Genomic DNA, 19,563 nt, shown 5'->3' on the forward strand with positions numbered 1-19,563 from the left:
CCCCACGATGAGTACAGCCTCCCCCTCCGCCGACAGCGCCGACGACGCGCCGGACGCTCCCCCGGGGCGCCGCTTCGAACCGGACCTGCGGTCGATGACCCGGATCAACCTGCGCCCCATCGCCTCACCCATGCCGCTGGGCTTCTTCACGGTGGCGATCGCCTCCGCGATGACGGGATGCCTGCAGCTCGGGCTCTTCGAGCCCGAGGCCCGCAAGGCCGTCGCCCTGTGCGTACTGCCCGCCTTCGCCCTGCAACTCCTGGTGAGCATCCTGGCCTTCGGCGCCCGTGATGTGATCGCGGCGACGCTCATGGGCGTCTTCGCCGGCAGCTGGCTGGCCTACTCGCTCGTCATGGTCAGCGGCGCGGCCGACGGCCTTCGGGTGCTGGGCGTGTTCAACCTGGTGTTCCTCTGCTTCGGGGCGCTGATGACCGCCGTGACGCGGCCCAAGCGCGCGCTGTGGCTGGTCCTGGTGGCCTCCCTGCCCCGCTGGACGGCCACCGGTCTGTCGGGGCTGACCGGCGCCGAATGGCTCACGCGCACGTCCGGGGCGCTCGGCCTTCTGGTGGCGCTCGTCGCGATGTACGCGGCGTTCGCCCTGATGCTGGAGGACATGCGCAGCGAGGAGGTCCTGCCCATCGGCCGCAGTGGCCCCGCCCACGCCGCCGTGGAGGGCGACCTCGCGGTCCAGCTCCGCAACCTGGAACGCCACGCCGGCGTGCGCCGCACCCTCTGAACCCACCCACCCACCCACGAACACCGCGACCGCACTGGAGCACCCATGGAACCGCAGGTGATGGACCGGCCCGAGAGGTCCCGGTACGAGATCGTCCTCGCCGGTGACGACGGCACCGAGACCGCGGGCTTCGCCGAGTACTTCCTCTCGGAGGACGAGATCGCCTTCATCCACACCGAGACCGAGCCCCGGTTCGCCGGACGGGGCCTGGGCGGACTGCTTGCCCGCGGAGCCCTCGACGACGCCCGGGCGCGCGGGCTGCACGTCCTGCCGTACTGCCCCTTCGTCCGGGGGTGGATCGGCAAGCACCCGGAGTACGCCGACCTGGTGCCCGAGGCGCGCCGCGCCCGGTTCGGTCTGTGAAGCAGCACCTTTCCGCCTTCCCCACCTCCGCCCACCCACCGAGGAGTTCACCCATGTCCCGATCCGCGGACCCCACCGTCGTGCTGGTCCACGGCGCCTTCGCCGACGCCTCCAGCTACGCCCGCGTCATCCCCGAACTGACCGCCGCCGGCCTGAAGGTGGTGGCTCCGGCGGTCCCCAACCGCAGCCTGGTCGACGACGCCGCGTACATCGCGTCCGTGATCCGTGCCGTCGACGGCCCCGTGATCCTGGTGGGGCACTCCTACGGCGGCGCCGTCATCACCCTCGCCGGCGCGGAGGACAACGTCCGGGCGCTGGTCTACCTGGCGGGATACGCGCTGGAGGAGGGTGAGAGCCTGGGCGAGCTCCAGGGACGCTTCCCCGACTCCGGCCTCGCCGACGCGCTCGTCTACACCCCGTTCCCCGTGGCCGGCTCCACCGAGACCGGCACCGATGTGTCGGTCGAGGCCGAGAAGTTCCCCGCGATCTTCGCCGCGGACGTCGACCCCGAGCTCGCCGCGGTGCTCGCGGTCTCCCAGCGCCCCCTGGCCGCGAGGGCCTTCGCGGAGGCGGCGCCGGTCGCGGCGTGGAAGAGCAAGCCCTCCTGGGGCCTGGTCGCGGCCTCCGACCGGACCATCAACCCCGAGGTGGAGCGCTTCGGGTACGAGCGTGCCGGCATGACCACCGTCGAGGTCGACTCCTCGCACCTGGTCATGCTCGCCCATCCCAAGGCCGTGGCCGGGCTGATCCAGGACGCGATCCGGGCCACCGCCCACTGACCAGGCCCCTGACATCGAACGATTGGTCGATGATGTTCGAGCGCTGGTAGCTTCGGGTCGCCCTCAAGGATCCTTCGGGGGCGATCGGAGGAAGCACACCCCATGAGGTTCGGGGCGAGGCTCGCGCTCGCCGTCATCACCCTCGTAGCCACGGTCAGCGCCTGTGGCGCCCCGCACGGCACCGGTTCGCAGTCCCGCCATGCCCCGGACTGCGGGCCCTACGCGCGGTACGGCAAGCACGCCGGCACCGCGGTCACCGTCTACGCGTCGAACCGGGACCGGGAAGCCGATCTGTTCGAAGAGACCTGGGCGGACTTCGCGCAGTGCACGGGGATCGACGTCCAGTACGAGGGGGACGGGGAGTTCGAGGCCCAGATCCAGATCCGGGTCGAGGGCGGGAACGCGCCCGATGTGGCGTTCTTCCCCCAGCCGGGGCTCCTGGGGCGCTTCGCGCGCGCGGGCAAGCTCAAGCCCGCGAGCGCCGGGCTCGCCTCTCTGGCGAAGCGGGGCTGGTCGGCGGACTGGAACAGCTACGCGACCGTGGACGGCACCCTTTACGGCACTCCGCTGGTCGCGAACGTGAAGTCGTTCGTCTGGTACTCGCCGAAGTTCTTCCGGGACAGGGGACTGAGCGTTCCCCGCACCTGGTCCGAGCTGATGGACGTGACGGAGAAGGTCGCGGCATCGGGGGTCAAGCCGTGGTGTGCGGGCGTGGAATCCGGTGAGGCGACCGGCTGGCCCCTGACGGACTGGATCGAGGACGTCCTGCTGCGCCAGCAGGGGCCGGACGTCTACGACCAGTGGGTCACCCACAAGATCCCGTTCAATGACCCGAGAGTGATCAGGGCCATGGACACCGTGGGGTCCCTCCTCAAGAACGACCGGTACGCCAACGGCGGCTACGGCCCGGCCCGGTCGATGGCCTCGATCGCCTACCAGGAGGCCGGCACGCCGATCCTCTCGGGCGACTGTGCGATGCACCGCCAGGCCTCGTTCTACGCCGAGCAGTGGCCGAAGGGCACCGGGATCGGACCGGACAAGGACGTGTTCGCCTTCCTCCTGCCAGGGACGGAGAGGAACAGCCGTCCGGTGCTCGGCGGTGGGGTGTTCGCCTCCGCGTTCTCCGACCGTCCCGAGGTCCGGGCCTTCCAGGAGTACCTCGCGAGCGCGGACTTCGCCAACGCGCGCATGAAGAAGGGCCCGTTCGTCTCGGCGAACAAGGGTGTGGATCCGGCGAACGCCGCCAACCCGGTCGACAAGCTCTCCATCCAGCTGCTCCAGGATCCCGGGACGCAGTTCAGGTTCGACGGCTCGGACCAGATGCCCGCGGCGGTCGGTGCGGGAACGTTCTGGCGTGGAGCCGTCGACTGGATCAGCGGCAAGGGCACCAAGCCGGTGGCCGACTCCATCGAACGGTCCTGGCCGAGCCACTGATGTCGTTCGATGTCGTCGCCCAGCAGCCCAAGCTGCTGTATCTCCTCCAGGGCATCGCCGCGTTCACGGCGGTGGTGTGCCTGATCCTCGTGGCGCTGCACCGGGGACCGGTACGGCGGCGGGGCGCGGCCCTCCTGCTGCTGGCCCCCGCGCTGCTGCTGCTCACGGCCGGTCTCCTCGTGCCCGGTCTGCGCACCCTGATGCTGTCGTTCACGGACGGTGAGGGCGGCACCTGGGCCGGACTCGACAACTACGTGTGGATGTTCACCGATCCCGAGGCGCTGATCGCGCTGCGCAACACCCTGGCGTGGGTGGTGCTGGTGCCCCTGCTGACGACCGCGGTCGGTCTGCTCTACGCGGCGGCTGTCGTACGGTCGCGGTTCCGGGGGCTCGCCCTGTCGCTCGTACTGCTGCCGATGGTGATGTCGTTCGTCGGCGCCGGCCTCGTCTGGAAGTTCGTCTACGCCTACCGGCCCGCCGGGGCGGACCAGATCGGGCTGCTGAACCAGCTCGTCGTGGCGTTCGGCGGCGAGCCGAGACAGTGGCTCGTGGAATCTCCCTGGAACGTCCTGTTCCTCATCGTGACGATGGTGTGGACCCAGGCGGGCTTCGCGGCCGTCCTGCTGGCGGGCGCGATCGCGGCGGTTCCCCGTGAGACGACCGAGGCGGCCCAACTGGACGGTGCCTCCCCCCGGCAGATCTTCTGGCGCATCACCCTGCCGTCGATCAGACCCACGCTGCTCGTCGTGGTCCTCGCCGAGGTGATCGGCACCTTCAAGGCGTTCGACGTCGTCAAGACCATGACGGGCGGCCAGTTCGACACGGGTGTCATCGCCCACGAGATGTACGACCAGGCCTTCCGCTACGGGCGGACAGGCCGCGGCGCGGCCCTCGCCGTGCTCCTGTTCGTCCTGGTCACCCCCGTCGTCGCCTATCAGGTCCGGGCGCAGCGGAGGGCGGGATGAGCGGCGTCCGGGAGCGTCTGGCCTCCCGCGCCTTCTCGGTGATCGCCGTGGTGATCGCGGTCCTGTGGACGACGCCGACCCTCGGCCTCCTCCTCTCCTCGTTCCGCCCCGAGGGCGAGGTGAAGACGACGGGCTGGTGGACCGTGTTCGGCTCGCCGCACCTCACGCTCGACAACTACGGCGAGGTGCTGTTCGGCACCGGGAACGCGTCGGGGCGGCTCGCCGACCACTTCGTCAACTCGGTCGTCATCACCCTCCCCTCGGTGCTGTTCCCCCTCGTCCTGGCGTTCTTCGCGGCGTACGCCCTGGCCTGGATCGACTTCAAGGGGCGCGACGCGCTCGTCGTCGGCATCTTCGCGCTCCAGATCGTGCCCCTCCAGATGGCGCTCGTCCCCCTGCTGAAGCTCTTCTCCCAGGGGTGGCTGTTCCTGCCCGCCTGGAACCTCACCGGACCGGCCCGGTTCAGCCACGTCTGGTTCGCCCACACGGTCTTCGCGCTGCCGTTCGCGGTGTTCCTCCTGCACAACTTCCTGGCCGGACTGCCACGAGAACTGATCGAGGCCGCCCGGGTCGACGGCGCGTCGCACGGGACGCTGCTGCTCCGGATCGTCCTCCCGCTGGCCCGCCCGGCCCTGGTCACGTTCGCGATCCTCCAGTTCATCTGGGTGTGGAACGACCTGCTGGTGGCGCTGACCCTGTCGGGCGGAACGGCCGAGACCGCGCCGATGACGGTCAGACTGGCGGCACTGGCCGGGACGCGCGGCAACGAGTGGCAGCGGCTCACCGCGGGAGCGTTCGTGTCGGCGCTCGTCCCGGTGCTCGTGTTCTTCTCCCTCCAGCGGCACTTCGCCCGAGGCCTGCTCGCAGGATCGGTCAAGGGATGAGATCGAGGAGGAGACCGTGAGCGCCGGGCTGAGCCGGCCCGGACTGCGCGGCCGCGATGCCGAGCTGGAGCAGCTGCGTGCCCTGGTCGGGGCGGTGGGCGACGGGGACGGCGGAGCGATCGCCCTGCTCCTGGGGGAAGCCGGCATCGGTAAGACCGTACTGCTGGAGGAGACCGTCTCGATCGCGCGGGCCCATGGGTTCGTCGTCAGTCAGGGGCGCGCCGAAGAGCTGCACGAGCTGGCACCGCTCGCCTCACTGGCCTCGGGCCTCCTGCACGGCGACCCGCCGCTGCTGTCCGCCAGGGACTTCGCGCACCTGGCCGGCCACCACGATCAGCGCATCTGGCTCGTCGAACGGCTGGCCCAGCTGATCGAGGAGCGCTCGGCGGGCACACCCACGCTGATCGCGATCGACGACGTCCACTGGACCGATCCGCTGAGCAGGTTCGCCCTGAACGTCATGCCGGCCCGACTGCTCACCTCTCCGGTCCTGTGGCTGCTGGCGGGCAGGCAGAACCCGGACCTGCGCGGAGACGGACCGCGTACGACGACGGTCTCCCTGCGGCCGCTGTCCGATACGGCCCTGGCCGAGCTGGCGCGCGACGTACTCGGCGAGGACGTACCGCGGAAGGTCACGGAGCTGCTCGACGGATCGGGGGGCAACCCGTTCCTCGCGGCCGAGATGCTGACGGGAATCGCGGCGTCGGGTGCGGACGCGGCGGTGCCGCCGGAGCGGTTGGTGCTCGGTGTGCGCGGCAGGCTGGCCGCGCTCCGGCCCGCCACCCTCCACTTCCTGCGGATCGGCTCGGTCCTCGGAGGCGCTTTCCGGCTCGCCGACGCCGCGGCCCTGTGCGGCCGGTCCGCCACCGACCTCCTCGGCGAACTGCACGAGGCGATCGCCGCCGGGCTCCTCCACGACGACGGTGAACGCCTCGTGTTCCGTCACGATCTGCTCCGCCAGGCCGTGTACGCCGACCTCGCTCCCTCGGCGCGACGCGCACTGCACCGGGAGGCGGCGAGCCGGCTCGTCGCGGTGGGCCGGGCCTCCGTCGACGCGGTCCCGCATCTGCTGAAGAGCGCCGAACCCGGCGATCACGAGGCGGTCCGGCTGCTCGGCAGGGCCGCCATGGACGTACTCGCCGTCATGCCCGATCTCGCCGCCGACCTGGCTGTGCGTGCGCTGGAACTGGTGCCGCCCCACGACCCCGAGGCGTTCGGGGTGGGAGAACGTGCCATCACCGCGCTGACCCGCGCGGGCCGGTACACCCGGGCACGGGAGACCGGCGACGTGCTGCTGGCCCGACAGCCGCCGCTGGACGTCTTCGCCCGCCTGCAGTCCGTCCTCGGCGACACGCTGTGGCACCTCGACGACTCCCACGAGCTGACCCGCCGTACGACGGCGGGACTGGCCGTCGTCACCGACCCGGCGGTCTCCGCCCGGCTGACCGCGCGGCAGGCACTGGCCCAGTCGCGCGGACGTGACCTCGGGAGCGCCCGGAAGACGGGAGAGCGGGCGCTCGCCGAGGCGGAGCGGGCGGGCGACCGGGAAGCCCGCGTCGTCGCGCTGTGGGGGCTCGGCGAGATCGCCCTCAACGCGGGCGAATGCGCGGCCGCCGTCGACCACCACACAGCGCTCAGCGCGTTCGACGCGGCCTTCCTGCCCGAGGAGGTCGTCGCACGGGTCCACATGGACGACTTCGACTCCGCCCGAGGGCTGCTGGGTGCGGCGGGTGACCAGCCACTGCGCCCAGCGATGCTGACGTGGGCCCAGGGAAGCCTGAACCTCGGGCTCGGGCGGCTCGACGACGCGGAAGCCGATTTCATCACCGCCGCACGGCTGGAAGCGGACATCCGGGTGCCCGGCAACCTGGTCAACATACGGGTCATCCGAGGCTCGTTGGCGCTGCTGCGCGGCGACCGCGAAGCCGCGGAGGAACATCTCGACGTCGTCAGGGCGGCCGTGGCCGCCCGCCCGAACACGGGGAACCACGCCGCCCACCAGTACCTTGAGGCCATCCTCGCCGACGCCCATGGCGACCACGCGGCAGCGGCCGAACGGCTCCGGTCCCTTCAGCGGGACCACCCGTTCGTCCGATGGCGGCTCCTGCGTACCCGCTTCGTCGAAGCGGTGCGGATCGCCCTGCGCGCCGAAGACCGGTCCCTGGCCGAGGACCTGGCGGCGCAGGCGGCCGAGCACGCCTCCCGCAACCCTTCCGTACCCACCGCACAAGGGATCGCCGCCCACACGGCCGCCCTGTTGAATGCCGACACGAGCCTCTTGGAGCGGTCCGTCCAGATCTTCCTCACCGGCCCGCGCCCCCTGCAGCTCGCAGCGGCCTCGGCCGACCTCGGGCGCGCCCTGCTGGCCACCGGCGATGCCGCCGCGACAGCCGCCCTGACCAGGGCCTACGAGGCATACGCGCAGGCGGGAGCGGGCTTCGAGGCCGAGCGGGTCCGGACGGACCTGAACCGGGCGACGACCCACGCCGGCCGGCGTACCGCGACCCGGCCGCGTCCAGGCCAGGGCTGGGGCGCGCTCACCGCCTCGGAGCGCAGGGTCGCCCGGCTGATCGCCACCGGGCACACCAACCGGTCGGCGGCGGCCGCCCTGGTGGTCTCCCCGCACACCGTCAACACCCACCTGGCGTCGATCTTCCACAAGCTCTCGGTCAACTCAAGGGTCCACCTGACACGGCTCGTGCTGGCGGACTCCGCGTCCAGCGGCCCCTGAACTCTGCGCCCGTGGGCAAGCCTCGGTGCGTCACGCGACAACAGACGGCGCTTCCCCCGCCATAGCGTGACGGCGTTCAATACCGCGCCGAGCCGCGGACCACCACACCGAATCGAGGAAGCACCCCATGCCGTACATCACCGTCGGCCAGGAGAACTCCACCGCCATCGACCTCTACTACGAGGACCACGGCACCGGGCAGCCGGTCGTCCTCATCCACGGCTTCCCGCTCGACGGCCGCTCCTGGGAGCGCCAGAGCGCCGCACTGCTCGACGCCGGCCACCGCGTGATCACCTACGACCGCCGCGGCTTCGGACAGTCCTCCCAGCCGACCACCGGCTACGACTACGACACCTTCGCCGCCGACCTGAACACCGTGATGGAGACCTTCGACCTGAACGACGCCGTTCTGGTCGGCTTCTCCATGGGCACCGGCGAGGTCGCCCGCTACGTCTCCACGTACGGCTCCGCCCGCGTCGCCAAGGTCGCCTTCCTGGCCTCGCTGGAGCCGTGCCTGCTCAAGAGCGACGACAACCCCGACGGGGTCGCGCCGAAGGAGTTCTTCGACGGGGTGGTCGCCGCCGTCAAGGCCGACCGCTACGCCTACTACACCGCCTTCTTCAACGACTTCTACAACCTCGACGAGAACCTGGGCACCCGCATCAGCGAGGAAGCGGTCCGCAACAGCTGGAACACCGCGGCCGGCGGCGGCTCCTTCGCCGCATCCGCCGCCCCGTCGACCTGGTACACCGACTTCCGCGCGGACATCCCGGCCATCGACGTGCCCGCCCTGGTCCTGCACGGCACCGCCGACCGCATCCTGCCCGCCGAAGGCACCGCGCGCCCCTTCCACCAGGCACTGCCCTCCGCCGACTACGTCGAGATCGAAGGCGCTCCGCACGGTCTGCTGTGGACCCACGCGGAAGAGGTCAACACCGCGCTGCTCGCCTTCCTGGCGAAGTGACGACGGCTCAGGAGAGGCACGACACCATGCAATTCGGCATCTTCACCGTCGGGGACGTGACACCCGACCCCACCAACGGCCGTACACCCTCGGAGCACGAGCGCATCAAGGCGATGGTCGCCATCGCGCTCAAGGCCGAGGAGGTCGGCCTGGACGTCTTCGCGACCGGCGAGCACCACAACCCGCCGTTCGTGCCGTCGTCCCCGACCACCCTGCTCGGCTACATAGCCGCCCGCACCGAGAAGCTCATCCTGTCCACCGCGACGACGCTGATCACCACCAACGACCCGGTGAAGATCGCGGAGGACTACGCGACGCTCCAGCACCTGGCCGACGGCCGGGTCGACCTCATGCTGGGGCGCGGCAACACCGGCCCGGTGTACCCGTGGTTCGGGCAGGACATCCGCCAGGGCCTCGGCCTCGCCAAGGAGAACTACGCGCTGCTGCGCCGGCTGTGGCGCGAGGACGTCGTGGACTGGGAGGGAACGTTTCGTACGCCCCTGCAGGCCTTCACCTCGACTCCACGGCCGCTGGACGGCGTCCCGCCGTTCGTCTGGCACGGATCCATCAGGTCCCCGGAGATCGCGGAGCAGGCCGCGTTCTACGGCGACGGCTTCTTCCACAACAACATCTTCTGGCCGGCCGATCACACCCGGCGCATGGTCCAGTTGTACCGGCGCCGGTACGCCCACCACGGTCACGGCCGCCCGGAGGACGCCGTCGTGGGGCTCGGCGGACAGGTGTTCATGCGGAAGAACTCCCAGGACGCGGTACGGGAGTTCCGCCCCTACTTCGACAACGCGCCGGTGTACGGCCATGGTCCGTCCCTGGAGGACTTCACCGAGCAGACCCCGTTGACGGTGGGCTCGCCCCAGCAGGTGATCGAACGGACCCTGTCCTTCCGGGAGAGTGTCGGCGACTACCAGCGCCAGCTCTTCCTGATGGACCACGCCGGTCTGCCGCTGAAAACCGTCCTGGAACAGCTCGACATCCTCGGCGAAGAGGTCGTGCCCGTCCTGCGCAAGGAGTTCGCGAACGGACGCCCGGCCGGCGTCCCCGACGCACCCACGCACGAGGCGCGGGTCGCTGCCGCCGCCGACGAGCAGGGAGGGGCCGCCGCGTGAAGCTGATCGCCGTCTCCGCCGGATTGAGCGCGCCCTCCTCCACCCGTCTGCTCGCGGACCGGCTGGCCGAGTCGGTCCGCGAGGAACTCGCCGGCCGGGGCCACGTCGTGTCGACCGAGGTCATGGAGCTGCGCGGGCTGGCCGGCGACGTGGCCAACCACCTGGTGACCGGCTTCCCACCGCCGCGGCTGGCCGCCGCGATCGACGCGGTGACGGGAGCCGACGGTCTGGTCGTGGTGACTCCCGTGTTCGCGGCTTCCTACAGCGGGTTGTTCAAGTCCTTCTTCGACGTGATCGACCCGGACGCCCTCAGCGGGAAGCCGGTGCTCGTCGCGGCGACGGGCGGCACCGCTCGCCACTCCCTGGTCCTGGACCACGCCATGCGCCCGCTCTTCGCCTATCTGCGGGCGGCCGTCGTTCCCACCGCGGTGTACGCGGCGTCCGAGGACTGGGGGTCGGGGGGAGACGAGTACACCGAGGGCTTGCCCGCCCGCATCCGGCGGGCGGGCGGCGAGCTGGCCGAGCTCATGGCCGCCCGCCCGCCGCGCTCCGAACCCGAGGACGACGTCACCGCCCTGGAACGGCAGCTCGCCGACCTGCGCTTCGACTGACGCGGGACGGTCCCGCATACTGTTCCGCCGTACCGCACGCGAAAACCGAGCCCCGTCCCGTGCGGCCCCGGCCGGCGGAATGAGCGTGAACCCCTTGACGACATGGCCCTTGTCCGAGGACTTCGACGGTGTGAGGGCGCCGGTCCGCGGCAGGGAGGCGGAACTGGCGTTCATCGAGGCGCGGCTCGACTCGCTCGCCCGTCGCGAAGGCGGGGTCGTCCTCGTCGAAGGCCCCGCGGGCATCGGCAGGTCCAGGATCCTCGTGGAGGCGTCGGCGTCCGCGAGGCGGCGCGGGATGCGGGTGTTCCAGGGGGGAGCCGACCCCGCCGAACAGTTCGTGCCGCTCGGCCCGCTGCTGGAGGGGCTGCTCTCCGGGGAGGAGCCGCTGTCGGACGCAGCCCGGCTGCGGGATCTCGCCACGATGCCCGGCCAGCGGTTCTGGCTGCTTCAGGAGCTGGGGGACCGTTTGCGGGAGGCGGCTCGCGGCGGGCCCCTGCTCATCGTCCTCGACGACCTCCAGTGGTGCGACGACCTGACGCTCCTCACCTTTCACACGGTCGCGGCCGGACTCTCCTCGCACGCGATCCTGTGGCTGGTGGCCGTGCGGGGCGGGAGCGTGCCGCCGGCCGTACGCACGACGCTCGACAGGATCCGGCAGGCCGGCGCGCACGAGTTGGCCCTGGGGCCGCTCGGGGACGGGGCGATCGCGCACCTCGCCGAGGACGTCCTGGGTGCGGTTCCCGGTCCGGACGTCCTCGGCGTCGCCCGCCGGGCCGAGGGGGTGCCGCTGCTGCTGGTGGAGCTGCTCGGCGCGCTGCGGGGCGAGGAGTCGGTGACGATCGGGAACGGCACGGCCCGGCTGTCGGCCGGCCCTCTCCCCATCCGGCCGTTGCCCTCCGTGGCGCGCCGGCTCGACCTGCTGTCCGATGTGGCCCGCGAGCTGGTGGAAACGGCGGCGGCCGTGGGGTGCCCGGTCACCGTGGGCCTGCTGGCCGAGCTGCTCGGCCGGTCGCCGGCGGCGCTCATCACGGCGGTGCGGGAGTCCCTCGACGCCGATCTGCTCACCGAAAGCGGCGATCACCTGGAATTCCGGCACGAGCTGGTCCGCGAGGCGGTGGAAGCCGGGCTTCCGCTCTCCTTGCGCCGCACCCTGCGCCGCCATGGTGCCGAGATGCGGCCGAGGAGCGCGGCGTCCCCGGTCGAAGCCCCCGCACTGCCGGCCGACGGCGCGGAGCGCGGTGACCGGGCGGCCGTCGACCGGCTGCGTACGGCGGCGGCGGAAGTCGCGGACACCGCTCCCGGACCAGCCGCGGAACTCACCCTCAGAGCCCTGGAACTCACCGCGGTGGACGCTCCCCAGCGGGCGCGGGTCATCGCCGAGACGATCCCGCTGCTCTGGCAGACGGGACAGCCGGCCCGGGCACACCGCCTGGGGACTTCGGCCCTGTCGTCCGGTGGCCTCAGGCCCGAGGACGAGGCACGCATACGCCTCGGACTGGCGCGCCTGTCCAGTCAGTTCGACTTCTGCGCGGCGGTCCGGCAGGCCCGTGCCGGGGCGGCGCTGCCCGGGATTCCGGCGGCCCTGCGGGCCCGACTGCTCGCGCTGCTGTGCCTGGGCCTTTCGTTGTCGGGCGACGACGAGGCGGCCGGACAGGCCGTCGGCGAGGCGCTGGAGAGCGCCGAAGCGGCCGGCGACCGCGCGGCCGAGGCCACCTTGATGGTGGTCGAGTCGGCCCTGCACTTCCGCCGGATGGAATGGAGCGAAGCGTTCCGTCGGGCGGACCGGGCCGGCGCCCTCGCCGCAGGCCTGGGCATCGTCCATTCCGAGTGGATTCCGGAAGCGCTGTGGCAGGGGTTCCTGCTGAACGCGGCGGGCCGCTCCGCGGAGGCGCTCGCCGTCGCTGACGCCGGCGTTCGCGACAGCCGGAACCAGGGCCGCGCGGCCGCCACGCGCACCTGGCTCATGAGCCGGGCCCGAGCGCTCCTGGACGCCGGACGGCTGGCGGACGCCCGGGCGGACGCGGAAGCCGCCTTCGCGATGAGCGACGAACTCGGCACGGGCAACCTCTCCGACATCACACTCCTGTACGTGATGGTGCGCATCGCACTCCACACCAACGACCAGGAGGCCGCACGAGGGTACGCGGCGCGGGTGCGGCGGATGCGGAGCGACAGCGCACCGCTCGTCCGCGGCGCCGGCGCCTGGCTGCTGGCGCTGCTCGCCGACCTCGAAGGCCGCCCCGACCGCGCCCTGGCCGAACTCGACGACGTGGCGCCCGCCGAGGGCCGGCCTTTCGCCGCCGCCCCGGCCGACGCCGTCGACGCCCCCGTCCTCGTCCGCATGGCGCTGCGGGCCGGCGCGCCCGAGCGGGCCGCGGGGGCGGTCGCGGTGGCCGAGCGACGAGCCGCGCTCAACCCGGACTTCACGATCCTCGCCGCCACCGCCGCGCACGCCCGCGGGCTGCTCGACAACGACCTCGGGCGCCTCCTGCGCGCGGTCCGGCTCTACGGGGAATGCCCTCGGCCGCTCGCCCGGGCGTCGGCGCTGGAGGACGCCGGACGCAAGCTCGCGGCCACCCGGGTGTCCGAAGCGGTGCCGTACCTGGACACGGCCCTCGCTCTCTACACGCGGGCCGGTGCGGAGCGGGACGCGGCACGTGTCCGTCGGCGCCTGCGGGCGGCGGGTGTCCGCCGTCAGCCCGTGTCGGCCGGATACGTCAAGGAGTGGCCCGAGCTGACGGCGTCAGAGCTGCGGGTGGCACGGCTCGTGGCACGAGGACTGACGAACCGGCAGGTGGCCGAGCAGCTCTCCCTCTCGCCGCACACGGTGGGGTCGCACCTGCGCCGTACCTTCACCAAGCTCGACGTCGCCTCGCGCACGGAACTGGCACGGCTGGTGATGAGCCGCGACAACGCGGAGTAATCGCTTCGCATCCCCTGAGAGCCCCGTGCCCATGCACGATTCGTGCGATGTGCCGACGCCCTGGCGTCCTCAAAATGATCAAGAGCTGCGGAAAGGAGACGCGATCCGCGGGGAACAGCTGGTCAGGAGAGGAACAGTGCATGACGGTCAGACCTCAGCGGGCCCGTCCCGGCAGTGCGGAGCTCCAGGCGCTTGTCGACGAACTCGCGGAGAGGCTGGGCCGGTCCGTCGCGGTCGACGACCCGCTGATCCGTATGGTGTGCACGAGCCGCCACTTCGGTGACGAGGACCCGGTGCGCATCGGCACGCTGCTGCAAGGCCGGGCCGACAACGCCACCGTCCGGTACGTCCTCGACCAGGGAGTGGCGCAGTGGTCGAGGCCCGGATTCATCGACGGCCGTGACGACCTCGGGCTGCTGCCCCGCTACGTCGTGCCGCTGCGAGAGCGCGGACACCTCCTCGGACTGCTGATGGTGGTCGCACCGGACAAAGCGCTCGGGGAGAACGAGACCGAAGCCATCGCGCGGGCCGCCGACGCCATGGCCGCCCAGATGTACATGGAGAACCTCTCCGCCGACACGCGGAAGACCGACGAGCGGACCCTGGTCCTTGATCTGGTCGACACCAACGTCGCCCGGCGCACCGCCGCACGCAGGCAGGCCATGGAGCTCGGGCTGCTCGGCGAAGCGGACCACGTGCTGGTGACCTTCGTCCAGCTCTGCCGCGGTACGGAGCCCGTACGGCAGTCCGAGGCGGCGCTGTGGGCCGCGCTGGAGGGCTTCAGACAGACGCGTTCGGCGCAGGGCCTCGTCGCGATCTACCAGGAGCGGGCGATCCTGCTCCAACTGCGCGACCGGCCTCCCGGTCCGGACGAGGTCACTGCCCAGTCCGCCCGCATCCTCGATGAACTCCACACGTTCCTGGACCCGTCGGCGGCCCCCGTGATCGGCGTCGGGGGGCGCCATCACGGGCTGCACGACGCCTCGACGTCGTACGAGCAGTCGCTCGTGGCGGCCCGCGCGGCGCGTCGGCTGCCCTCCCTGAAGAGCATGGGCGACTGGGACCTGCTCGGGGAGTTCGCCGTGCTGCTCCAACTCCCCGAGCACGCCCTGAACGGATCCCTCGTCCCGAAGCCGCTCCGCACCCTGAACGAGGCCGGCGGCGGCGACCGGCTGCGGGACACCCTGCGGTGCTTCCTCGAACACGCCGGGTCGATCCCCAGGACCGCGGACGCGCTGCGAATCCACCGCACGTCGCTCTACTACCGCCTGCGCCAGATCCAGGAGATCACCGGGCTCGACCTGGACGACGGCGCTCACCGGCTCACCCTGCACCTCGGACTGAGGATCGAGGAACTCCTCACCACGGGCGACGACGCGGGCAGGTGATCCCGGCCCGATCGGGTGGCCGGTTCTCATCGCTTCGACAAAGCGAGAAGGATCTCCCGCCCGATTCCTACAGCACGCGGTAGCGACGGCGGCGTGCCGCATCAGAAGATCATCAGGACGAGGCCGGGCATCACGTCCAGCACTTTGAGCAGGGAAGAAGCCATGAGAGAACTGATCACCACGGACGGAACACGGCTCGCGTACCGGGACAGCGGTGGCGAGGGCGTACCCCTGGTCATGCTGCACGGCTGGGGCCAGACACAGGCGATGTTCCGCCATCAGCTCGCGGATCTGTCGCCCGGCCGTCGCGTCGTCACCGTCGACCTGCGCGGCCATGGGCTGTCCGGCAAGCCGCGGCACGGCTACCGCATCGCGCGCCTGGCCCGCGACGTGCTCGAACTCGTCGACCACCTCCGGCTCGGGCGGTTCGACGCGCTGGGCTGGTCCATGGGCGTCTCGGTGTGGTGGAGCTTCATCGACCAGTACGGAACCGGACGGATCCGGCGCTTCGTCGCCGTCGACCAGCCGGCGGCCGTCGCCGCCGTTCCCTGGATGACCGGGCGGGAACAGCGGGACTCCGGCGCCATCTTCGACGTGTCCGAGCTGCTCGCCCTGGGTGCCGCGCTCGCGGCGCCGGGGGGTGACGACGTGCGCGCCGGTTTCGTGCGCGGCATGTTCTCCGGCGAGCCCGACCCGGAGGTGCTCGCCTTCGTCGCCGAGCAGATCACCTCGACGCCCGCCTACGCCGCCGTTCCCCTTCTGTTCGACCACTGCGCTCAGGACTGGCGCGACGTCCTCCCCAGGATCGATGTGCCGACCCTGGTGATCGGCTGTGAGGGAAGCCATGTGCACCCCGATTCGCAGCGCTTCATCGCCGAGCAGATTCCCGGTGCGCGCCTGCACGTCTTCCCCTCCGACGTGGCGAGCTCGCACTTCCCGTTCCTTGAGAACCCGGCGGCCTTCAACGCGGTGGTGGACAAATTCCTCGTGGAGGCGGCTGCAACAGGGGCCTAGGCAGACGGTTGCGCCCCGGCAGGAAGAACGTTCGGTTTGGAGTTCCGATGACCCGATCACTGATGTCACGTGTGCCTGAAACGAAGACACGCCAGGTGTCTGATCCCCCGTCAACCTCCGTTTCCGGTTGGCTTGTTCAGCTCCTCCCCGAAATGCCCGGTGAGGCGGACGGAGACTTCCTCTACCTCGGGATGCACGTCCGTGGCCGCGTCACGAGCGTCCGTGAGGGCGCCCAGAGCCCCCTGAGCCCGAACGACCTGGTCTTCTGTGACCCGGCCCGCCGTCACCTGCTCCGCTTCGGCGACGACTGCCAGATGGTCTTCTTCCGGATACCGCGCTGCTATCTGGGTGTCACGGAGCCGGAACTGAACCAGGTCGTGGGCGTCCCCGTGCGCGGCGGCGAGGGGCTGGGGGCGCTGGTGTCGGACTTCCTGTCCGCGCTCGCCGCCGAGGCTGAGTTCCGCCGGTCCACGGTCGGGGACCGGCTCGCCCGGACGGCCGTTCACCTCCTCTCCGTCCTGGTCGTGGAGCTCCTTGAGTCGGACACGGCGGACGCGGCGGCCGACGCGTCGCGAGGCGGCAACGAGATGCTGTCCCGGATCCGGGCCTTCGTCGAAGAGCACCTGATGGACCCGGACCTCTCACCGGAATCGATCGCACGCGCCCACCACATCTCCGTCCGGTACCTGCACAAGCTCTTTCAGAACGACGGCACCACGGTGAGCCAATGGGTGCGCCGACGCAGGCTGGAGTCCTGCAGGATCGAGCTGGGCCGGTCCAACCGCAGGTTCACCGTGGCCGCGGTGGCAAACCGCTGGGGCTTCAGCAGCCCCTCGCACTTCAGCCGTACGTTCCGGGGCGCGTACGGCATGTCGCCCAGCGAATGGCAGTCGCTGGCAACGTCGGCCTTCGCGCCGACGCCGGCCTTCGGTACGGTGCGCGACACCGGGTGCGCGGCCTGATCACGAGGGCTGAGCCCAGCGGCGGTCACATGGCGTTTCCGCTTCCGTACGGGGCGTACATGTCGAGCAGGCGGGTGCGGGCCGCATGCAGTCGGTGGGCCAGGACGCGGCCCACCCAGCCGCTGACCGCCGCGCTGAACGCGGGATCGGATTCCATCAGGGCGCGTACGGCCTCGGCGTCGAACTCGAAGGCGCGTACGGGCGTCTTGACCTCGGCGCCCAGCTGCCACACATAGGGGCGGAACAGCCAGGACCAGCCCACCAGTTCGTCCGAGCCGAGCGTCTCGATCACGGCCGGGCGTCTGCCGGGGATGTGCATGTCGAGGGTGACCGTGCCCGAGCGCAGGACCCAGAACCGGTCGGCGTGGCCGCCTTCGTTGAAGAGACGGGTCCCGGAGGGGAAGTCGACCTCGTGGGCGAGGCCGGTGAGGCGGTTGCGGTGCTCGTCCGCAAGGGCGCTGGTGAGCCGGGGGAGCGCGGGGATGCTCATGGGCGGCCTCCTAGTCGAGTCCCCCTTGTCGATTCCTCCTCCAGTGTCACCCGGGTGCGACCAGGACGGCCTCCTCCAGGGTCGGAACCACGTGCAGCGCGGCGCCCAGGCCCGAAAGCGCCAGAATCCGGAGAGTGAACGGGTGCGCACACACCACGGTGAGGCTGCCATGGCGGGCGGCCACACGGCGGCGGGCGGAGCTGAGCAGCCGCAGGCCGGAGCAGTCGAAGAAGGTGACCGCCGTCAGATCGATCACGACTTTGGGTTCGTACGGGGCGGTCACGGCCTCCAGGTAGGGGACGACCTCGGCGGCGGTGGCGATGTCGATCTCGCCGCAGAGGGCCAGGACCGTATGTCCGTGCATGCGGTAGACGCGCGATGGTGGAGCGAAGTCCGGAAGAACGGCGATCATGTGCTCACCTCGGTTGAGGCGAACCGTCGGCCCGGCGGCGGACGGAGGAGAGGTTGCGGGGGAACCGTGGAGACGTCCGGCCGTATGTGTACAGAATCGGGGTCTCCGGTGTGTGCATGCCCGGCACAAGTGGCCCTTGAACATGGCGCGTTGGCATATGTCCCACTGGTTTGGCCAACTCGGTGGACCGGCTCGGCCGACGGGCTCCGCCGACAGGCTTGGTGGGCCGTCAGGAAGTGTCGCCGGTGGTGTGGGCCGGCCCGCCCTCCAGTCCGAGCAGATCGTCGATGCCCGCCTTGATGCGCTCCGGCGTCACCCCCCGCCCGACCGTGAGGTGCTCGAACAGGCTCGGTACGAAGGGGGCGAGCAGCAGATGGGCCAGGAGCTCCGTGTCCGCCTCGGGCCGCGCCTCGCGCAGGAGGACGGAGACATGGGTGTGCAGGGTCGCGTACACCCCGCTGCTGTAGCGCGCGCTCGGTGACGCGGCCTCCGCCAGCTGCATGATCTCGCGCTGATCCACGATCCGGTCGGCGAGCGCGTGCAGGAAGGCGCGCAGCCGGTCGGCGGGCGGGGCGCCCGGGCCGAGCGGTGGGGGGCCGGTCAGGAACGACTGCTGGAAGCGCCGCTCGCTGTCGTCCAGGAGGGCGAAGAGGAGCTGACTCACGTCGCCGAACCGCCGGTAGACCGTACCGACGCCCATGCAGGCGGCGTGCGCGACCGCGTTCATGGTGACGGCCTGCGGCCCCTGCTCCGCGACCAGCCGGGCCGCCGCGTCCAGGATCTTCCGGCGGTTGCGAGCGGCGTCGGCGCGCTCGGGTGGGGCCTGGCCCGTGACGGCGAGTTCGATGCGGGTCATGGTTCCGAGGCTATCGGATACGTATCCGGTTCGATCGCGGGAGCTGTGGAGGGAGGTCCTCGACCGCTTGCAAAGTGGATTGCTATCCGGTTTACTCGCACTCGAAGGTGAACCGGATAGCTATCCGTTTCGCCGATACGGTCTTACGATCTCTGCTTGGGAGGGGCCTCGTCATGAGCGCCAAGGTCGCGGTCATCTACTACTCGTCCACCGGCAACGTCCACCAGCTCGCCAAGGCGGTCGCGGAGGGGGCGGAGAAGGCCGGCGCCGAGGTCCGGCTGCGCCGGGTCCCCGAGCTCGCCCCGGACTCGGCCATCGATGCCAACCCGGCCTGGCGCGAGCACGTCGAGGCCACCAAGGACGTCGAGATCGCCACACTCGACGACCTGGCCTGGGCCGACGCGTACGCGCTCGGCTCACCGACCCGCTACGGCAACATCGCCGCGCAGCTGAAGCAGTTCATCGACACCACGGGCGGCCTGTGGCAGCAGGGCGCGCTGTCGGACAAGCCCGCCACCGGCTTCACCAGCGCCCACAACGCGCACGGCGGCAACGAGTCGACGACTCTCGCGCTGTACAACACGTTCCATCATTGGGGCTCGATCATCGTCGCGCCCGGCTACACGGACCCGGTCGTCTACGGCGCGGGCGGCAACCCGTACGGCACGGCGCACGCGGGTGCCGAGGCCGTCTCCGAGGAGACGCTGCTGGCAGCCCGCTACCAGGGCGAGCGCCTGGCGACCGTCGCGGCGCGTCTGCTCGCGGGAGCACGCTGACCGATCCCGCTACCTCGGGGGGGGGGGGGGGGGAGGGGGGAAGGGGGGGGGGGGGGGGGGGGGGGAGGTGGGGGGGGGGGGGGGGGGGGGGGGGGTGGGGGGGGTGGGGGGGGGGGGGGTGGGGGGTGGAGTGGCCCGAGGCGGGATGGGC

General features: G+C 71.3%; 18 protein-coding genes. 15 read left to right on the forward strand and 3 right to left on the reverse strand.

Going from position 1 to position 19,563, the window contains the following annotated elements; translation table 11 throughout:
- The first annotated feature begins 7 nt into the window (after positions 1 to 7).
- The 14 genes from ACZ499_RS22160 to ACZ499_RS22225 all read left to right on the forward strand — a co-directional run bounded on the left by ACZ499_RS22160 (position 8) and on the right by ACZ499_RS22225 (position 16,878).
- Positions 8 to 736 (forward strand): GPR1/FUN34/YaaH family transporter, encoded by a 729-nt coding sequence (locus ACZ499_RS22160; RefSeq protein WP_468677244.1) that lies wholly within the window; start codon positions 8 to 10, stop codon positions 734 to 736.
- Between the two features lie 45 nt (positions 737 to 781).
- A complete protein-coding gene (locus tag ACZ499_RS22165; protein ID WP_468677245.1) occupies positions 782 to 1,099 on the forward strand; it encodes a GNAT family N-acetyltransferase in 318 nt (105 codons plus the stop codon).
- A 53-nt stretch (positions 1,100 to 1,152) separates the two neighbouring features.
- On the forward strand, positions 1,153 to 1,878 hold the full coding sequence (locus ACZ499_RS22170; RefSeq protein WP_468677247.1) for an alpha/beta fold hydrolase: 726 nt from the start codon (positions 1,153 to 1,155) through the stop codon (positions 1,876 to 1,878).
- Positions 1,879 to 1,980: 102 nt separating this feature from the next.
- Positions 1,981 to 3,312 (forward strand): ABC transporter substrate-binding protein, encoded by a 1,332-nt coding sequence (locus ACZ499_RS22175; RefSeq protein WP_468677249.1) that lies wholly within the window; start codon positions 1,981 to 1,983, stop codon positions 3,310 to 3,312.
- A complete protein-coding gene (locus ACZ499_RS22180) occupies positions 3,312 to 4,277 on the forward strand; it encodes a carbohydrate ABC transporter permease (RefSeq protein ID WP_468677251.1) in 966 nt (321 codons plus the stop codon). The genes ACZ499_RS22175 and ACZ499_RS22180 overlap by 1 nt, the downstream gene beginning before the upstream one ends.
- Complete coding sequence (locus tag ACZ499_RS22185) at positions 4,274 to 5,161, forward strand: carbohydrate ABC transporter permease (RefSeq protein WP_468677253.1); 888 nt, start codon at positions 4,274 to 4,276, stop codon at positions 5,159 to 5,161. The genes ACZ499_RS22180 and ACZ499_RS22185 overlap by 4 nt, the downstream gene beginning before the upstream one ends.
- 16 nt (positions 5,162 to 5,177) lie before the next feature.
- Positions 5,178 to 7,892, forward strand: coding sequence for an ATP-binding protein (locus ACZ499_RS22190; protein WP_468677255.1), 2,715 nt, complete (start codon positions 5,178 to 5,180; stop codon positions 7,890 to 7,892).
- Positions 7,893 to 8,019: 127 nt separating this feature from the next.
- Positions 8,020 to 8,856: an alpha/beta fold hydrolase gene (locus tag ACZ499_RS22195; protein WP_468677258.1), complete on the forward strand. Its 837-nt coding sequence runs from the start codon at positions 8,020 to 8,022 to the stop codon at positions 8,854 to 8,856.
- A gap of 26 nt (positions 8,857 to 8,882) precedes the next feature.
- Entirely contained in the window at positions 8,883 to 9,980 is a 1,098-nt protein-coding gene (locus ACZ499_RS22200; protein WP_468677260.1) for an LLM class flavin-dependent oxidoreductase, read from the forward strand.
- Positions 9,977 to 10,591 (forward strand): FMN reductase, encoded by a 615-nt coding sequence (locus ACZ499_RS22205; RefSeq protein WP_468677263.1) that lies wholly within the window; start codon positions 9,977 to 9,979, stop codon positions 10,589 to 10,591. Before ACZ499_RS22200 ends, ACZ499_RS22205 begins: the two co-directional genes overlap by 4 nt.
- Positions 10,592 to 10,676: 85 nt before the next feature.
- Positions 10,677 to 13,514 (forward strand): helix-turn-helix transcriptional regulator, encoded by a 2,838-nt coding sequence (locus tag ACZ499_RS22210; RefSeq protein ID WP_468677265.1) that lies wholly within the window; start codon positions 10,677 to 10,679, stop codon positions 13,512 to 13,514.
- A 140-nt stretch (positions 13,515 to 13,654) separates the two neighbouring features.
- On the forward strand, positions 13,655 to 14,902 hold the full coding sequence (locus ACZ499_RS22215; RefSeq protein ID WP_468677267.1) for a PucR family transcriptional regulator: 1,248 nt from the start codon (positions 13,655 to 13,657) through the stop codon (positions 14,900 to 14,902).
- 162 nt (positions 14,903 to 15,064) lie between these two features.
- Entirely contained in the window at positions 15,065 to 15,916 is an 852-nt protein-coding gene (locus ACZ499_RS22220; RefSeq protein WP_468677268.1) for an alpha/beta fold hydrolase, read from the forward strand.
- Between the two features lie 152 nt (positions 15,917 to 16,068).
- Entirely contained in the window at positions 16,069 to 16,878 is an 810-nt protein-coding gene (locus ACZ499_RS22225) for a helix-turn-helix domain-containing protein (RefSeq protein WP_468677270.1), read from the forward strand.
- 25 nt (positions 16,879 to 16,903) lie between these two features.
- Here the strand turns inward: ACZ499_RS22225 and ACZ499_RS22230 are convergent, their stop codons facing one another.
- The 3 genes from ACZ499_RS22230 to ACZ499_RS22240 all read right to left on the reverse strand — a co-directional run bounded on the left by ACZ499_RS22230 (position 16,904) and on the right by ACZ499_RS22240 (position 18,636).
- Positions 16,904 to 17,368, reverse strand: coding sequence for a Crp/Fnr family transcriptional regulator (locus tag ACZ499_RS22230; RefSeq protein WP_468402664.1), 465 nt, complete (start codon positions 17,366 to 17,368; stop codon positions 16,904 to 16,906).
- A 46-nt stretch (positions 17,369 to 17,414) separates the two neighbouring features.
- Positions 17,415 to 17,780, reverse strand: a complete 366-nt coding sequence (locus ACZ499_RS22235) for an STAS domain-containing protein (RefSeq protein WP_468677272.1) — start codon at positions 17,778 to 17,780, stop codon at positions 17,415 to 17,417.
- A 229-nt stretch (positions 17,781 to 18,009) separates the two neighbouring features.
- The gene (locus tag ACZ499_RS22240) at positions 18,010 to 18,636 is read right to left on the reverse strand and encodes a TetR/AcrR family transcriptional regulator (protein ID WP_468677274.1); all 627 of its coding nucleotides are present in this window, start codon (positions 18,634 to 18,636) and stop codon (positions 18,010 to 18,012) included.
- A gap of 173 nt (positions 18,637 to 18,809) precedes the next feature.
- Between ACZ499_RS22240 and wrbA the strand changes: the two genes are divergently transcribed.
- The gene (gene wrbA / locus ACZ499_RS22245) at positions 18,810 to 19,412 is read left to right on the forward strand and encodes an NAD(P)H:quinone oxidoreductase (RefSeq protein ID WP_468677276.1); all 603 of its coding nucleotides are present in this window, start codon (positions 18,810 to 18,812) and stop codon (positions 19,410 to 19,412) included.
- Positions 19,413 to 19,563: the final 151 nt, after the last annotated feature.

The sequence above is a fragment of the Streptomyces sp. NPDC031265 genome (assembly GCF_055570295.1).